The sequence below is a fragment of the Acinetobacter sp. UBA6526 genome (assembly GCF_002434875.1).
In the GTDB taxonomy this organism is placed as follows: Bacteria; Pseudomonadota; Gammaproteobacteria; order Pseudomonadales; family Moraxellaceae; genus Acinetobacter; species Acinetobacter venetianus.
Map to the genome: position 1 here is coordinate 710 of NZ_DJLC01000095.1, position 17,697 is coordinate 18,406.

Here is a 17,697-nt window from a genome sequence, read left to right on the forward strand (position 1 = left end):
ATATATTTGTAATGAGTGTGTGGATGTCTGCTTGGATTTAGTGCAAACAAGTCAACAAGTGGAAGCAGGCGATTGGGCGACAAAACCATTGCCTAAACCACACGAAATTCGTGCAGCGTTAGATCAATACGTCATCGGACAAGATGTTGCTAAAAAAACATTGTCAGTTGCGGTTTATAACCACTATAAACGTTTGAAGGTTGGTCAATCTCAGCATGGAAACCATGAAATTGAGATTGCCAAGAGTAATATCTTACTGATTGGACCAACAGGTTCAGGGAAGACATTACTTGCACAAACGCTTGCTCGTTTACTCGATGTGCCTTTTGCAATGGCAGATGCAACAACACTCACTGAAGCAGGTTATGTCGGTGAAGATGTTGAAAACATCGTGCAAAAGCTACTGCAAAAAGCAGATTATGATGTAGAAAAAGCGCAGAAGGGCATTATCTATATTGATGAGATCGACAAGATTACTCGTAAATCTGAAAATCCATCGATTACTCGTGATGTGTCTGGCGAAGGTGTACAACAAGCATTATTGAAAATGATTGAAGGTACGGTTGCTTCTATCCCACCACAAGGTGGCCGTAAGCATCCACAGCAGGAATTTATCCAAATTGATACTGCGAATATCCTATTTATTTGTGGTGGTGCATTCTCTGGTTTGGAAAAAATCGTACAGCAACGTCAAGAAAAAGGCGGAATCGGTTTTACTGCTGATGTGAAGAATAAAGATGACAGCAAAAAAGTCTCTGAATTATTCCGTCAAGTTGAAGCGACTGATTTGGTTAAATTCGGTTTAATTCCTGAATTTATTGGTCGTTTACCGGTGATTGCAACCTTAGAAGAGTTAGATGAAGAAGCTTTGATGCAGATTCTAACCGAGCCTAAAAATGCATTAACTCGTCAATATCAATACTTATTCAGCATGGAAGATGTTGACTTGGTATTTGATGATTCCGCATTGCGAGCAGTGGCGAAGAAAGCACTTGAGCGTAATACGGGTGCACGTGGTTTACGTTCAATTCTGGAAAATGTCTTGCTTGAAACCATGTATGACTTACCAAGTCGTACTGATGTCGGTACTGTGATTGTGGATGAGGCTGTGATTAATGGTACCGCTAAACCTACTTTCAAAGCTGAACGTTTACCACAAACAGGTACGCCGGAATTGGTTGAAAAAACGGATTTGAAAGTAGTTGACTCTAAGTCAGCTTAATTCACATTCATCTAAAAAAGCATGAAAGGCTTGGCTTTTCATGCTTTTTTTATTTGCAATTAGGCGTTGAGGTGTTAATCTTAAAATTGAAAAAATCCGCATAGTTTTGCGCTGTTAAAAATAAATTCAAAAAACGCCTTGAGGGATGTCATGCGTTATTTAATATTGTCATTATGTTGTGCAGGGGTGTTGGCTGGCTGCCAAAGTCATAAGGCAGTGGAAAATGATCCAACTGTATTGACTGCGACACTTCCATCTATAGATACAGAAAAAGAGCCGGGTTTATTGGATCAATATCATGTCGGTGGTTTCTCTGTCGGTGGTTGGGTCAATCAAAAATTAGGTCAATACTTCGAACCTATCAAACCGCAAAATGAACAAGCTGCAGTCGTCTATTTATACCGACCAGATACGCGTTGGAATCGTCAGGAAATTGCAGCCGCGAATTTATTTATCAATGGGCATCGTATCCCTAGCTTGTTGCATAATCATTATTATTGGTTAGAACTACCAGCAGGTACATATCGTTTAAGCGTAAGTCGTCCTTTGGCTGGCTTACACTTCCAAAAGCCGAAATATGTCGATTTTACTGTGGATGCGGCACAAACTTATTTTATTAAATACGATGAAGAAAATAAGATTTCTAGAAGTGAGCATACTGGCCCATTTATGATTATGCCAGATAAAGTCGCACGCCAAGAAATAGCATTTACTCGATTAAAATCATCTAGCTATAACTTTGTTGCGCAGGATGCTTCTGGGAAAATTCGTAGCAAGCCACAAGAATTAAAGCCTGCGAAGTACGATGAGAAATCAGAAGTACATTTGGTCAAACCATTTAAGTTATGGAATCCTTTAACTTGGTAAAACCAAGCTCGAGAATAGGTGCTAGTTGATTTGAATGAGTGGTTTGATGATTGTCAAAAACTGCTCTTTCAGTTTGGCGCTTTGTTCGGGATCATTTAATGTCTGCTCACTCAAACTATTCATATATTGAAAAACATCGGTGCTGATTTTCAGATTTTTCTTATTAATTGATTTACCTTCAGGCGTTTTCAAAAATTTGAGATAGGCTTGTATTTCTTCTTCCGTCAAAGCCTCGGCATAGATTTTTTCAATATTTTGTAGAGTTTCAGGACGGGCAAAAACTCTAGAGCTAGTTTGCTTCAGTAGCTGACTTAGCTCTAAAACGGCTAAATGTTCTTGTGTGGTGGTTAATTCATTCTTACCCAAAATATTTAATAAAATGTTCTCGGCTTGTTTGTCTAATGCTGGCTGCATTTCCTCTAATGAGGCATTTAAAACATTTTCAAGATCACTAAGTGTGATCAGTTCTTTAACTGATTTCAATTGAGCAGGGCTAGCAAAAGTATTCTGCATGTTGATTATTAGACAAAACCCAATCATAAAGATGGGTAAGCGCTTACGCATATCTCTATCCCTATACTCATATTATCTTTTTGTAATGTAACAGATACTTTAGACAAAAAAATAGCCGAATCAATGGATTCGGCTATTTTTCTGATAAAGGCGTTATTGCGCAGCATCAACGACTGGAATTTTACCAATCTTCGCTTGCCAGATTTTTGGTGCAGTCGCATGGATTGATGTGCCATTTACGTCCACAGCAACAGAAACAGGCATATCTTCAACGACAAATTTGTAGATTGCTTCCATACCTAAATCAGCAAATGCTACAACTTCTGCTTCACGTACCGCTTTTGAAACGAGGTAGGCTGCACCACCAACGGCCATAAGGTAAGTTGCTTGGTTGTCTTTGATCGCTTCAATCGCAGTAGGGCCACGATCTGCTTTACCAATCATACCAAATAAGCCAGTAGCTTCTAACACTTGACGAGTGAACTTATCCATACGGGTTGCAGTTGTTGGGCCAGCAGGACCAACGACTTCATCACCAACTGGATCGACTGGACCCACGTAGTAAATGAATTTACCTTTTAAGTCGACTGGAAGTTCTTCACCATTATTTAACATGTCAACCATACGCTTATGTGCAGCATCACGACCTGTATAAATGGTACCGTTAAGAAGTAATGTATCACCTGGTTTCCAAGAGTTCATTTCTTCTTGAGTGATCGTGTCGAGATTCACACGCTTAGATTGAGAAGAGTCCCAAGTTACAGCAGGGTAGTCTTCAAGTTTAGGTGCTTGAATGTGTGCAACACCTGTACCATCTAATTGGAAATGAGCATGACGAGTCGCTGCACAGTTCGGGATCATACCAACTGGTTTACCAGCAGCGTGACATGGGTAATCTTTGATTTTAATATCAAGAACAGTGGTTAAACCACCAAGACCTTGTGCACCAATACCCAACGCATTCACTTTTTCGAAGATCTCAATACGGAGTTCTTCCATTTTGTTTTGTGGGCCACGACGAAGTAATTCATCCATGTTGATTTCTTCCATCAATGCTTCTTTTGCAAGCATCATGGCTTTTTCAGCAGTACCACCAATCCCGATACCGAGCATACCTGGTGGACACCAGCCTGCACCCATCGTTGGAACAGTTTTGAGTACCCAATCTACGATTGAGTCTGATGGGTTTAACATTGCAAGTTTAGATTTATTTTCTGAACCACCACCTTTAGCAGCCACAGTAATGTCAACTTTATTACCTGGTACGAGTTTGTAGTGGATGACAGCAGGGGTATTGTCTTTGGTATTTTTACGACCAAAAGCTGGATCAGCAAGAACAGAAGCACGCAATACGTTTGAGTTTTCTAAGTAACCTTGGCGTACGCCTTCGTTCACTGCATCGTCTAAGCTCATGGTTAAATCAAATTTAACATCTAAGCCAACTTCAAGGAAAACGTTGACAATACCTGTATCTTGACAGATTGGTCGATGGCCTTCAGCACACATACGTGAGTTGATGAGGATTTGTGCAATTGCATCTTTTGCAGCTTTGTTTTCTTCACGATCATAAGCACGGCTCATCGCTTGGATGAAGTCTTGTGGGTGATAGTAAGAAATAAACTGGAGGGCATCCTTGATTGATGTAATCAAGTCATCTTGTTTGATGATCGTTGTCATATCAAAATTCTCTTGAGCGGGCTAATAGCTGGCGGGCTAAATTATATGACAAAAAGCGTTCATTGTGGGAGTTTTACCGAGTATTTGGCAAAAGGTCTAAGAGGAATGATCAAATGGCTTTTATGAGAATTTACTCAAATGATTGAAGGGGAAAATCATTTCTTTCTCATTTGCGATGGAGAGTAGCCAAAATGCTTTTTAAAACGATGACTAAAATGACTACTCGAACTAAATCCATACTGAGTCGAGATATTCGTCAGATTTTCATGAGTCAATTCTAATGCTCGATGTGCCAATTCTAGTCGACGTTGCATGACATATTGATGAGGTGGCATTTTCATTGATTGTTTAAACATATGAGCAAAATGATATTCACTCAATGCTGTTTGTTGAGCGAGATCAGATAAAGTCAAGCTTAGGTGTAAGTGTTGATCAACCCATTCTAATAATTGCTTTAATACATAGGGTGATAATCCACCTTTAACTTCAGGTGTCGTCCATTGTGTATGGCTATAATTTTTAATTAAGTGATTGAGTAATAGCGTTGTTGCGGTACTCATCTGCAAATGATTTTCACGATTTTGCCAAGCACCATTGAGTAAAAAATGTCGATAAAGCGTAGAAATTTGCGGGTCAGCCACAAAAATCTGTGGATTTAGGACGATTTGGCTGGGTTCTCTATCCCAAACCTGTTCGGCAATCCTTCTTAGGTGTTGTTCTGTGTAGTAAAGATGCACAAAAGTAAGCTGATCTCTGAGATCCCATGTCGACTCGAAATCTTGCGGCATCAGACACATACGATCTGGGCCACCGCCATTGTGCCAACCATGCTCAGTCTTTTGATAGCTTTGATAGCCGCCCTGAATATACATGCTTAAGGTGTGATGATTACTGCAAACGCTGACACGATCTTGGTTATTTTGCCACATCGCGAGTTGCATACCCGAACCCAGTTCTACTGAGTCGAGCAACTGGGCCTTATATTGTTGTAATTGATCTAGAATCTGATATTTCATCTTCTACACACTGCGCAAGTATCGTGATTTAGTGTAGGACTTTCTATTGATATTGTCACCAAAACGAAAGCGGATAAAGAAAATCGCAATTTGATGATAATCACCACAAGATCATGCAAGCATAAAAAGAGAGAAGTTAGACAAAATAGTGATCTCTATGATTGAGTTTGGTTTTAGAAATGAATGCGTTGTTATATGCCTTGGTTGTGGTGATCTGGGGAACGACATGGATTGCAATTACGGTACAGCAACAAAGTGGTATAGCAGCAAATGTTGCTGTGTTCTGGCGTTTTTTTATATCCGCATTAGTGTTATTTGTTTTTATTTGCTTAACTCGGAAATTACAGAAATTGACGGCTAAAGACCATCTGTTTTGTATGTTGCAAGCGAGTTGCATTTTTGGTTTTAACTTTGTTTGTTTTTATTATGCGGTGCAATATATCAGTAGCGGTTTAGAAGCTGTTATTTTTTCAATGGCTGTTATTTTTAATACCATTAATGCAAAACTCTTTTTCTCTCAGCAAATTTCTACACGATTTTATCCTGCAGCGTTGTTGGGATTATTTGGAATTGTGGCGTTATTTTGGCATGACGTGGTTGGGACGACCTTGAATAGTCATACGCTGATGGGTATCGGACTTTGTATGGTCGGAACTTACGGATTTTCATTAGGAAATATGATCAGTACGAGACATCAAAAGCATGGGTTAGATATTTTCACAACCAATGCATATGCCATGTTCTATGGTTCTGTATTAATGGCATTCATTTCGTTATTAAAACAGGATGACTTTTTCCTAAGTATGCCTGTGAGTTCAGTGAGTGCATTATTGTATTTAGCAATTTTTGGTTCAGTGATTGGCTTTACTGCTTATTTTTATTTGGTAGGACGAATTGGGGCAGGTAAGGCTGCGTATAGTACTTTACTATTTCCACTCGTGGCATTGCTCATTTCTACAGTTTGGGAAGGTTATCAATGGCAGATCAATGCCGTGATTGGAGTAATTCTGATTTTATGCGGTAACGCGATTTTCTTTGTAAAAGGACCGCAGTTGAAGTTATTCAGAATGTCAAAGGAAGTATGAGAAATACGATGATGTAAAAAGACCATCTATTTAAATATATCAAATAGATGGTCTTTGGCTGTCAGAACAATATGTTAGTCTTGTTGTTTTGCCTGAATCGCAGTTAATGCGATGGTAAATACAATATCATCAACCAATGCACCGCGAGACAAATCATTCACAGGCTTGTTTAGGCCTTGCAGCATTGGACCGACACTCACGACATTGGCAGCACGTTGCACCGCCTTATAGGTCGTATTGCCTGTATTGAGATCAGGGAAGATAAAGACGTTGGCACGACCAGCAACTTTTGAATCTGGCGCTTTTTGACGACCTACACTCTCAACTGAAGCCGCATCATATTGCAAAGGACCATCGATCAATAAATCTGGTCGACGTTGTTGTGCAATTTTTGTTGCTTCGGCAACTTTTTCAACATCTGCACCTGTCCCTGATGTGCCTGTTGAGTAGCTGATCATAGCAATACGTGGGTCTAAACCAAATGCTTTTGCCGAGTCTGCTGATTGAATCGCAATTTCAGCAAGTTGTTCTGCATTTGGGTCAGGGTTAATTGCACAGTCACCATACACATAAACTTCATCTGGCAGCAGCATGAAGAAAATAGACGAGACGAGTGAATAGTTCGGCGCAGTTTTAATAAGCTGGAATGCTGGGCGAACAGTGTTTGCTGTTGTGTGAATCGCACCTGATACCAAACCATCTACTTGATCAAGTGCAAGCATCATCGTACCAAGTACCACTGTATCTTGCAGTTGTGCTTTGGCTTGTAGTGCATCAAGTTTGCCTTTACGTAACTCCACCATTGGTTCGATATATTGATCACGGATACTGTCTGGATCAATGATTTCTAAATCATCAGGGAGCTGAATACCACGCGCTTTTGCAACTTCTGCTACAGATTCTGGTTTAGCAAGCAAAATACATTGTGCAATACCACGCGTTTGACAAATCACCGCTGCTTGAACGGTACGAGGTTCATCACCTTCAGGTAAAACAATACGTTTTTTCGCTGAAATTGACTTTTGAACAAGTTCATAACGGAAAGCAGAAGGCGACAAACGTGGATGTAAATTATTTTGCGTGTGCTGATCAAGCCATTGATTATCAATATGGCTAGATACAAAACGGGTCACTTGTTCTGCACGCTCAGTATCATCAACTGGAATTTCATTACCAAAGTGATGTAAGCGCTGCGCCGTTTCTAAGGTGTCTAAAGACGTATGCAAAATCGGTAGACCTTGCTTAATAGCACTTTGACAGAATTCTAAGACATTGTCTGCTGGCGCAGCTTGTTCCGTTAAAATTAGGCCTGCGAGCGGAATACCGTTACTACTTGCAAGGCTTGCTGCAAGTAGCGTATCGGTACGCTGAGACGCACTAATAATCAGCTCACCTGCAACAAATTTATGTAGTTCAGATTCAATATCCGATGCAACCAAACTGGTATGTAAAATACGACGTTGTTTGGCTTCACCTTCATGTAACCATGTCCCGTTGACCAGTGGGGCAATATCCAAGCTTCTTGGGACGCTTAAAATATTACTGAATGGAACGAGTCCAATAATTGGAAGCTCATTGGTACCCATGAAGCGATTGTAACGTTGTAACTCAACTGAAAACTCAGCGATTTGCTTTTCTAAACGTAAACTTGGATCAAGGGTGACTGGGATTTCAGCAGTGCCATCAGGAAGCCCTTTGGTTCGCATGAACAGTACGCCTGTAGTACGAGCAGACGCAGCACCACCGAATTGACGGAGGTGTGCATCAACTTTTTCGGCTGTTTTGCGTGGATCAGCTAGATCTGCGGTACTGACAAGCACAACTTGCGCATCAAGTGCTTGAGCCAGTGCTGCATTGATTTCGCTTGCAAAATGATCTTGTCCATTTGGAACTAGACCTTCCACAATAATCACATCATGATGTGCGGAAATTTTACGATGAAGAGCAACTGCTTCTTCAAGTAATTCATCTGTTTCACCTAATGAAATTAATTGCGTTAATTTTTCATAAGTAATTGGTTCAACAGATTGATGTTGAAATAAATGGCTATATAGCGTTGTTGTGCGATCAACCGTTGTATCTGCAATTTGAGAAAATGGTTTTAGAAACCCCGCATTAATACCTTTACAGTCCAATGCATAAATCATACCTAGGCAAGCTGATGTTAAACCAACACCTTCGCCTGTAGGAATTAATAAAATAGTGTTCATAATGACCTTAATTTTTATCTAAATTTTTTTGAACTAAGCTGAAACAGTTTGCTCAACCACTTGACGTGTTTCTTTGGCAATACGACCTTCTTCGTCCGTAGGCACCACCCAAATCTGAGGGCCTTGACCTGCATCAATACGGCCTTCAGTACCGCGAGGGAGCGCATCGTTTTTCTCTTTACTGAACTGTAAGCCAAAGAGAGATAAGTAACCTAAAGTTTTTTCACGAACATAAGCCGAGTTTTCACCAATTCCACCAGTAAATACCAAACCATCTAAACGTGGTAACCCACAGCTAAGTGCTGAAAGTGATTTTGCTAGACGATAGCAGAATACTTCGATTGCAAGTGTCGCTCCTTCATGTCCATCGTTTGAAGCATCAACTAAAGTACGCATATCGTTTGATAACCCAGAAAGACCAAGCAAGCCACTTTCTTTATTGAGCATATTGTCAATTTTTTGAATATCCCAGCCCAAGTTGCTTGCCAAGAACAGATGTAAACTTGGGTCTACATCACCGCTACGCGTGCCCATAACCACACCTTCAAGTGGTGTCATTCCCATTGATGTATCAATACTTTGACCATTCCAAACCGCACAAGTCGAACTACCGTTACCTAAATGTGCACTTAACCAACCGCCTTGATTTTTTGCTCCTGCAAGCTCACTTGCACGCTCTGTTACATAAGCGTGGCTTGTACCGTGGAAGCCATAGCGACGAACGTGATGCTCTGTATATAAATTTTGTGGTAATGCATAACGATATGCACGTTCAGGCATAGTTTGATGGAATGCAGTATCAAATACAGCAACTTGCGGTAATTCAGGGAACAAACGCATGGTTGCTTCGATACCCACCAAATGTGCAGGATTATGCAATGGGGCTAAAGGTGTTGCAGCTTCAATACGTTTCACGATTTCAGGCGTTAAAAGCTCTGCTTTGGTGAGGTTGCCACCATGAACTACACGATGACCAATTGCTTGCGGATTATAATTTGCTAGGCGAGCTAAAAGTGTTTCAAGTGCTTTTGCATGGTCTGCATGTGGAATCGAAAGCTCTAAGGGTTCACCACCAACGGTCACACCTTTGATTCGTGCATCAGCAGAGCCTAAGTTTTCTGCCAAGCCATAAATACGATCTTCACGACGCTCAGAAATTAGCGCGTATTTGATTGAAGATGAACCACAGTTAATTACAAGTACAGATTTAGCCACGTTTTGAACACCTAACAGATTTTAAATTTTATGACGAACACTTTGATCTTGCTGCAACGCAAAAGGCAGTGGAATCAAGCGCAATGTTTTAACATGGGTTGTTGTATTGGTGAAAATAGACTTTAGCCTATACAACTGATTTATAATTGAATCTCATTAATTATAGGTTGCAAATCATAATTTCTTTTGAGTGATGTGTTTATTTTGCACGTATTTTTTGTATGAAATTATGTAAAAACACGATAAAGATCAAGTTGATGAGCTTTATCGTGTGGAATATTTAAAACAACAAAAATAAATTATTGGCGAATTTGACCATCACCAAAAACAATCCATTTTTGTGAGGTTAAACCTTCTAAACCAACAGGTCCGCGTGCATGAATTTTATCGGTTGAAATTCCAATTTCAGCACCTAAACCATACTCAAAGCCATCAGCGAAGCGGGTTGAGGCATTGATCATGACAGAGCTTGAGTCAACACGTGCGAGGAACTCGCGTGCTAGACTAAAGTTTTCGGTTACGATGGCATCTGTGTGATGAGAACCATATTTGTTGATATGCTCAATTGCTTCATCCATGCCGCTGACGACTTTGATCGCCAAGATCGGGCCTAGATATTCAGTATACCAATCTTCTTCAGTCGCCGTTTTAACTGAATCACCTAAAATCCGTTGTGTTTCAGCGCAACCACGAAGCTCAACTTGCTTTTCAGCATAAAGTTCAGCAATACTCGGTAAGAAATCATCTGCAATTGCTTCATCGACTAACAATGTTTCCATCGCATTACACACACCATAACGATGTGTTTTAGCATTTAGTGCGATAGGCAATGCTTTTTGAAGATCCGCTTGTGCTTCGACAAAAACGTGGCAATTTCCGTCTAAGTGTTTAATCACTGGAATACGCGCTTCATTGGTAATGCGTTCAATCAAGCTTTTGCCACCACGAGGTACGATCACATCAACATATTCAGTCATGGTAATCAAATGACCAACAGCAGCACGATCAGGTGTATCGATTACTTGCACGGCATACTCAGGTAATCCTGCAACTTGTAAACCGTGTTGAATCGCTGTTGCGATGGCTTTATTTGATTCAAGTGCTTCTGAACCGCCACGTAAAATGATGGCATTACCTGACTTTAAAGCAAGTGACGCTGCTTCTAATGTCACGTTTGGTCTTGATTCATAAATCATACCAATGACACCTAAAGGCACACGCATTTTACCAAGTTGAATACCTGATGGACGGTAAGCAAGATCAGTGATTTCACCAATTGGGTCAACCAAGGCAATCACATCTTTAAGACCTTGTAACATGCCTTTAAAGCGGGCAGGGGTCAACTCTAAACGGTCAAGCAAAGCGTTGTCTAATTGGCGTTGGCGACCATTTTCCATATCGATTTGATTGGCTGCTAAAATTTGTGCTTGATTATTTTCCAAAGCAGTATAAATTGCAGACAATGCATGATTTTTCAAATGAGTCGATGCGCTAGTCAAAACACGAGACGCTTTACGCGCTTGGATACCGACCTGCTGCATATAATTTTGAATAGAGTCTTGCATAGCATTTTGATGATTGCATGTATTTATAAAGATAGTAACAGTCAAATGCGGAACAATGAATAGTTTGAACCGACAATTCAAAAAATTATAAATTGTTAAATTGCTCAAACCTTTTGATTTAAATGCGATGGAGGTATTGAATAAATCGCTGAGACTACATATTTTGCAAAAGATTATTGCTTTAAACAAGATAAGTGGTTAAGGAAATGATTGCGTATAAAACGTGCATTTGTATAGAATGAAAATGTATAGGATAAATGTAATACAAATTTTATAAATTTGTTAACTAGCAAGTAGAAATCGCTAAAAATGAGACTCTTGCTGCAAAAAAATAATCAAGGATGGAGGAAGGATATGAATTCCATTATCCAAATGGACTCGGATTTAAATCATACCTTCACGGGTTTTGGTTTTTTCGACATATACAATAAAAACAGTTTTAAACAACCAGCACGTACGACATGGATAGATGGTTGGAAAATTGAATATATGGCAATTGCAGATCCTAAAACGATCTACAACACGCCAATTGTAATTGTCGGGGGCGCATTTCAAAATTTCAACTCTTATAAGTATTGTGTTGAGCAACTCTTTGAGAGTGGACCCGTGATTTTAATTGACTTACCTTCAATGGGAGCTAATCAACAAATTCGTAATGTTGATACAGGTGAGTCAGCTGGAATTCTAGAACTACCCGATTTATCTAAAATGTTAGGTCAGTGGCTTGATATCGTTGGAATTGAAAAAGTTTCAGTGATGGGGATGTCATTAGGTTCAGTGGTTGCATCTTCTTTTGCTCATCAACGTCCAGAACTGATTGATCGTATGGTGTTAATGGGGGTTATGCAAAAGACACGCAAAAGCTGGCGTATGCTACTTGAAGAATCTCTACATTTAATGCGTGAAGATCGCATGGAAGAGTTTGGTCAAGCTGTAATTTTGTATCTCGTAAATCATGCGAAGCTAGACAAAACGCGGATGTCACCAACAGCAAAACGTTTGTTCTTCAGACAAATGGCTGAGTTTACTGCGACAGAGCGAGAGCGTTATGAGATTAATTGCAATCGTTTACTGCGTTTAAGTGATGTGCCAGTGCCACAATGTAAAACATTGGTCGCGGCTGGTCAGTACGATAGTTTTACTTTGCCACATGAAAATGCTGATTTCGCTTTGCAATGTCAAGATATGCAGTTTGCTTTAATTGCCAATGCAGATCATGTACCGCAACTGCAACGCCGTAAAGAAACCATGAATTTATTCACCTCATTCTTAAAAGGAGAATCCATCGATAACCTTGATGGCATTATTCCTATGACGCGTGAAGAAATGAAGAACATCGAGCGTCGTGGTGAAGAGCGTATCCCCGTTTTGCAGCCTGAAACGAAATTATCTCATCGCCATTCAGATACTGAAGCTGGTGTAAAAATTGTAGATATTACTTTCTTTGGTGTGTTTTTAAAACTTGATAACCTTGAACAACTTGGCTTTGTTCGTCAGCATCCGCGTGATTTAGCATTACATTTGGTTGATGAAGAAGGTGAGTTTAAAATTGAGTGCTTAACCTTTGATGCTACTGAGCAAGGGCTTCGTATTCTCTTCAAACACGGTAGTTTTGATGTGGCAGACCGTTTGACTCGTTTTATTGCACGTCAAAAACCTGCTGAATAATCCTAATAAATAAAAAAAGGTGGGATAACCCACCTTTTTTAATGTCTATTAATTGTTGCTCGCTTTTATTGTCCAGACGAGATCACCTAAATGCTGCTGATTATTTTCTAGGATCTGCTGCTCGAAAAACTGTTTTGGTTGTTGGATCACAACTTGTTTAAAACCTGCTTCATAAAAGAAACTTTCAACTTCGGCAGGTGTTTTAAAGTGAAAACTAAACGCGCTACGAGACATCCATTTAAGTAGACGACTGCTGTTCCAAATAATGGTAGCGAGTTTATTTTGCGTCGGTTCTGGATAGAGATCAGTTAAATAATGTAGTTCTTTAAAGTCTTGACCATAAGTGACGATAGATTTAATCAGTTGTTGTAATAAAGGCTTTTCAAAATAATTGATGAGCCCTTCACTGATAATCACAAGTGGACGTTTTGGATCAAATACTTCAAAAGCCGAAGCGAATGCTTCTGAGAATAAATCAACGGAAAGGACATCATCAACTTTACTTTCAATTTGTTGCAGGGCGGCTTGTTTGGTTGCAGCCATATCAGGTAAATCAAGCTCGCGATAGGTAATATTTGGATAATGTTGTCTAAACCACCAACCACGCGGTGACAAGCCACATGCAATTTCGAGTACTTGGATATCAGGGTGCTGCTGAATTAATTCTTGTAAGTCATGATCAAGCATCGTGTGACGTTGTTTAAGCGTGGTGCGCATGCTGCCACCCACATATTTTTCAGCCCAACTTTCAATTGGATGTACAAGTGCTGCTAGTGTTTTGCCTTTGGCAGTTGCTAAAGCTGGATGTGAAATCCCCATTTGATACCAAATATAGCCGGTGTAGTGTGCAGTAAATGAAATATGGCGATGTTTTGAAAGTTGTTGTGTCATCTGTCCTAGACTCTATTTTCCTAATTTGGATATATAAAATTAATCTCTTTTTAACGTTGAGATTTTGCTACCAAATCCGGTTTTAGGTTTGTTATTTACTATCGTAAAGCGGCATGGATGCCGCTGTTGGGCTGGGGGTTACAAGGATGTACCCTCAGCCCAACAAAGGATTTTTGCTTATTTTTCATCCCTGAAAAGTAAGTCGAGCCGAAGGCAAACTTCTTCAATCAGATCAGCACTCGGCAAGATTCCATTATCTTAATAAAACAATGGAAAAATCTAAGTAAAGTTAGAACGAATTCTTAAATTCTTCAATGACTTTTCTGACGTTATTCCAGTTTTCATCTAACACGAGTGTTGTTCCCACGTCGATATTTGGAATTTTGCCACGCATACGCTCTAAACGTTGCTGATTTGGTAAAGCCAACACTTCAATTCCGTCTAATGCAGTACATGCAGCTACGCGATCATTACACACCAAGCCCATATCACAACCTGCATTTAAGGCTGCTTGAATACGTGCATCAGCGCCACCAGCAACACATGCTGCTTGCATACTTAAATCATCAGAGAATAAAACCCCATCAAATTTAAGTTGTTGGCGTAAGACATTTTGTAACCAAAATGGAGAGAAGCCAGCTGGGTTTGGATCAACTTGGTCATAGATCACATGAGCTGGCATCAAGGCATCGAGTTGAGGCATTAATTGAATGAAACTTTGCATATCTTTGTCGTAGATTTCTTGATATGAGCGGCTATCAATCGCAGCAGCAATGTGAGAGTCCGCTTTCACTGAACCATGCCCAGGGAAATGTTTGCCTGTCGTTGCCATGCCTGCTTTTTTCATACCACGCATAAAAGCATCTGCCAGTGGGATGATGTCTTGTATATTTTTAGCAAAACCACGATCACCAATTACATCACTAACATCATTGAGATCTAAGACAGGAGCGAAACTAAAATCGATACCAACCGCGAGAACTTCTGTTGCCATTAACCAACCGCATTGTTCTGATAGTTCAATGGCTTGTTCAGGATGATGTAAGTAATGTTCCCCAAGTCGTCCCATTGCTGGAAGTAGGGTGAAACCTTGTCTTAAGCGTTGTACACGACCACCTTCTTGATCGACCGCGATCAGAATATCAGGACGAACTTGACGCATATGATCCGTAAGTGCTCGAACTTGTTGTGGTGATTCAATATTTCGCGCAAATAAAATCATTCCGCCGACTTGCGGAGCTTGTAATAGTTCAATATCTTCTTGAGTAAGTTCTGTGCCAGCAATATCCAGCATCAATGCGCCGATCATATGGATTCCATTTGAATTTTGATGAAAAAAACGATAGCTAAATTGTGCAATGATTTGCTACATTTTGTCAGTACAGAATATGATAAAACTAGATGATATTGATGATAAGTGCTTATTGGTCATTTATTTATGAAGATTAATAAGTTCTACATGTTGCAAAACTATCGAATGAAATATGTTCATATGATGATAGCAGCATGTAATAATTGCCAGATCCAAGGAAGTACCAGAATTTTATGAAACTTCAAATGATAGCGTGTGCAGTTGCAATTGCGACTGGTGGTTTATTTTTTTCTCATACAATCAATGAGGCTTTTGCAGCAACTGAAACGCCAATCGTTTCAAGCGTAATCAAACCATCGCAAGAGCAAGCTTTGGTCGCGCGCCAGCTAGCAACCTTGGTCGATCGTCAGCATTATTTAAATATGCGTTTGGATGCGACAACTTCAAATCGTATTTTAGATATGTATCTCGATAGCCTTGATCCAGATCATTCATTATTTTTAAGCAGTGAAGTTGAAGACTATAAAAATAAATATGGTTCAAATTTTGGTAGCGCCTTAAAAGCAGGGAACCTGACAGGGCCATATGCAATTCATGCTCAATATCGTGACCGTTTGAAACAGTTTTATGAATTCATGTTAGCTGAGTTAAAAAAGCCACAGAACTTGAATCAAAAAGATGTGTATTTAGATATTGATCGTGAAAAAGCGGCATACTTTAAAACCTCTGCCGAGCAACAAGCACACTGGCAGAAAATGCTGGTTTCACAATTAATTAATTTAACGATCAGCAAAGAAGAAGAGCAAGCGAAACAAAAAGCTTTAAAAGCAAACCCTTCTCTTGCCAATGGACAAGATTTGACGGGTCCAGAAGATTTAACCCCAGTTCAGACTTTGACGAAACGTTACACGCGTCAATTAGAGCGTATTGGCCGTGTCAAAAGTGATGATGTGTTAGATAAAACACTCAATGCAATGTTAGCGACTTACGATCCACACAGTAATTATTATCCGCCGATTGATGCGATGGAGTTGAATCGTCAAACTACTTTACAGTTAGAAGGCATCGGTGTTTCGATTCGTCCAGAACGTGGTAATGAAGATTACACTAAGATTGAAACCATCGTAGAAGGCGGGCCAGCAAGTAAATCAGGTCAAGTGAAATCAGGAGATCGCATTATTGGGGTTGCCCAAGATGGCGAAAAAATGGTGGATGTGATTGGTTGGCCTAGCTCCGAAATCGTTGGTTTAATTCGTGGTAAGCGTGGTACGAAAGTAGTGGTTCGTTTGTTGGGCGCTGGCGCATCGATGAGCCAAGCACGTAATGTCACTTTAACGCGTGACATCATTCAAGAAGAAGATGCTGGTGTTCGCTCTCGTACCGTTGAAATTACTCGCGACGGTAAAAAACATAAGTTTGGAGTGATTGAAATTCCATCTTTCTATTTTGACTACCGTTCACGCCGTGCTGGTACTGAATATCGCTCAGTCTCTGAAGATACAGCAAAAGCATTTGAGTCATTAAAAGCTCAAAAAGTGGAAGGCATTATGGTTGACTTACGTAATGACCCAGGTGGTTCACTCGAAGAAGTTGCCCGTATGCTCGGTCAGGTAATCAAGTCAGGTCCTGTTGTCCAAATCCGTGATGGTAATGGTAATGTGAATGTCTTTGAAGATACTGATGGCGGTGAGCAAATTTATGCAGGGCCAATGGCGGTACTTGTGAATTTAGCTTCAGCTTCAGCGAGTGAAATTTATTCCGCGGCGATTCAGGATTATGAGCGCGGTATTATCATTGGTAGCACAACTACGGGTAAAGGAACGGCACAAGTCCAATTAGATTCCTTAGCTCATGGTCAAGCGACATTGACACAACGTAAATTCTACCGTGTAACAGGTGGAAGTACGCAGAATAAAGGGGTCGTTCCAGACATCAAATTGGTTGATATTTACAATGAGGAGTTTGGTGAGCGTAAGGCGAAGAATGCGTTGAAATGGGATACGATTCCAACTGCGCCATTCAAGCGTGAAGGTTCAATACAACCTTATGTTACGAAATTGTCTGAACTTTCTCAGCAGCGTGTAGCGCTTGATCCGCAGTTTAAATATTTAGAACAACGTAAAGCTATTTCTCAGAAAACTTCTGAGCAGAAAAAAGTTGTATTAGATATTGATCAACGCAGAGCTGAACTGATTGACTTGGAAAAACAGACTTTAGCAGCTGAAAACCAACGTCGCAAAGAAACAGGACAAGCACCGTATGCAAACTGGGAAAGCTATCAAGCATCTATTGATGCATTGGTTGAATCTCGTGCCAAAATGAAAGCACACCTTCGTCCACCACTACCAGAGGAAGAAACTTTCATTAATGAAGCTGCAAATGTGCTTCTAGATTATTCAAAGTTGCAAGGTCGTTAAAAATTAAGTGATAAAAAAGCCCTGAATATTCAGGGCTTT

General features: G+C 40.1%; 13 protein-coding genes. 5 read left to right on the forward strand and 8 right to left on the reverse strand.

Translation table 11 applies throughout. The features are described from left to right. Both clpX and B4237_RS06185 read left to right on the forward strand, forming a co-directional pair. On the forward strand, positions 1-1,222 hold a 1,222-nt coding region (gene clpX / locus B4237_RS06180), incomplete at its 5' end, for an ATP-dependent Clp protease ATP-binding subunit ClpX (RefSeq protein WP_286942201.1). A gap of 150 nt (positions 1,223-1,372) precedes the next feature. Then, positions 1,373-2,089 (forward strand): DUF2846 domain-containing protein, encoded by a 717-nt coding sequence (locus tag B4237_RS06185; protein ID WP_061397368.1) that lies wholly within the window; start codon positions 1,373-1,375, stop codon positions 2,087-2,089. Positions 2,090-2,110: 21 nt separating this feature from the next. On the opposite strand, the gene B4237_RS06190 is transcribed toward B4237_RS06185, so the two are convergent. The 3 genes from B4237_RS06190 to B4237_RS06200 all read right to left on the reverse strand — a co-directional run bounded on the left by B4237_RS06190 (position 2,111) and on the right by B4237_RS06200 (position 5,295). Next, the gene (locus B4237_RS06190) at positions 2,111-2,653 is read right to left on the reverse strand and encodes a DUF2059 domain-containing protein (protein WP_061516180.1); all 543 of its coding nucleotides are present in this window, start codon (positions 2,651-2,653) and stop codon (positions 2,111-2,113) included. Between the two features lie 102 nt (positions 2,654-2,755). Continuing rightward, a complete protein-coding gene (locus tag B4237_RS06195) occupies positions 2,756-4,279 on the reverse strand; it encodes a fumarate hydratase (RefSeq protein WP_019385385.1) in 1,524 nt (507 codons plus the stop codon). 155 nt (positions 4,280-4,434) lie between these two features. Then, entirely contained in the window at positions 4,435-5,295 is an 861-nt protein-coding gene (locus B4237_RS06200) for a helix-turn-helix domain-containing protein (RefSeq protein WP_278596022.1), read from the reverse strand. Between the two features lie 179 nt (positions 5,296-5,474). Here B4237_RS06200 and B4237_RS06205 point away from each other — a divergent pair, with 179 nt between their 5' ends. Then, positions 5,475-6,380 (forward strand): DMT family transporter, encoded by a 906-nt coding sequence (locus B4237_RS06205; RefSeq protein ID WP_278596021.1) that lies wholly within the window; start codon positions 5,475-5,477, stop codon positions 6,378-6,380. Between the two features lie 74 nt (positions 6,381-6,454). Here the strand turns inward: B4237_RS06205 and pta are convergent, their stop codons facing one another. From pta to B4237_RS06220, 3 genes are all read right to left on the reverse strand, one after another. Continuing rightward, entirely contained in the window at positions 6,455-8,590 is a 2,136-nt protein-coding gene (gene pta / locus B4237_RS06210; RefSeq protein ID WP_278596020.1) for a phosphate acetyltransferase, read from the reverse strand. Between the two features lie 33 nt (positions 8,591-8,623). Beyond that, positions 8,624-9,805 (reverse strand): acetate/propionate family kinase, encoded by a 1,182-nt coding sequence (locus tag B4237_RS06215; RefSeq protein ID WP_278596019.1) that lies wholly within the window; start codon positions 9,803-9,805, stop codon positions 8,624-8,626. 299 nt (positions 9,806-10,104) lie between these two features. Next, positions 10,105-11,370, reverse strand: coding sequence for a glutamate-5-semialdehyde dehydrogenase (locus B4237_RS06220; RefSeq protein ID WP_061516184.1), 1,266 nt, complete (start codon positions 11,368-11,370; stop codon positions 10,105-10,107). A 354-nt stretch (positions 11,371-11,724) separates the two neighbouring features. On the opposite strand from B4237_RS06220, the gene B4237_RS06225 reads away from it, so the two are divergent. Beyond that, positions 11,725-13,038 (forward strand): alpha/beta fold hydrolase, encoded by a 1,314-nt coding sequence (locus B4237_RS06225; RefSeq protein WP_061392378.1) that lies wholly within the window; start codon positions 11,725-11,727, stop codon positions 13,036-13,038. Between the two features lie 48 nt (positions 13,039-13,086). Here the strand turns inward: B4237_RS06225 and B4237_RS06230 are convergent, their stop codons facing one another. Both B4237_RS06230 and nagZ read right to left on the reverse strand, forming a co-directional pair. Then, entirely contained in the window at positions 13,087-13,929 is an 843-nt protein-coding gene (locus B4237_RS06230) for a class I SAM-dependent methyltransferase (RefSeq protein WP_278596017.1), read from the reverse strand. A 289-nt stretch (positions 13,930-14,218) separates the two neighbouring features. Further along, entirely contained in the window at positions 14,219-15,238 is a 1,020-nt protein-coding gene (gene nagZ, locus B4237_RS06235) for a beta-N-acetylhexosaminidase (protein ID WP_278596016.1), read from the reverse strand. Positions 15,239-15,474: 236 nt separating this feature from the next. Here nagZ and B4237_RS06240 point away from each other — a divergent pair, with 236 nt between their 5' ends. Beyond that, positions 15,475-17,658 (forward strand): carboxy terminal-processing peptidase, encoded by a 2,184-nt coding sequence (locus tag B4237_RS06240; RefSeq protein WP_007479651.1) that lies wholly within the window; start codon positions 15,475-15,477, stop codon positions 17,656-17,658. The last annotated feature ends 39 nt before the right edge of the window (positions 17,659-17,697 follow it).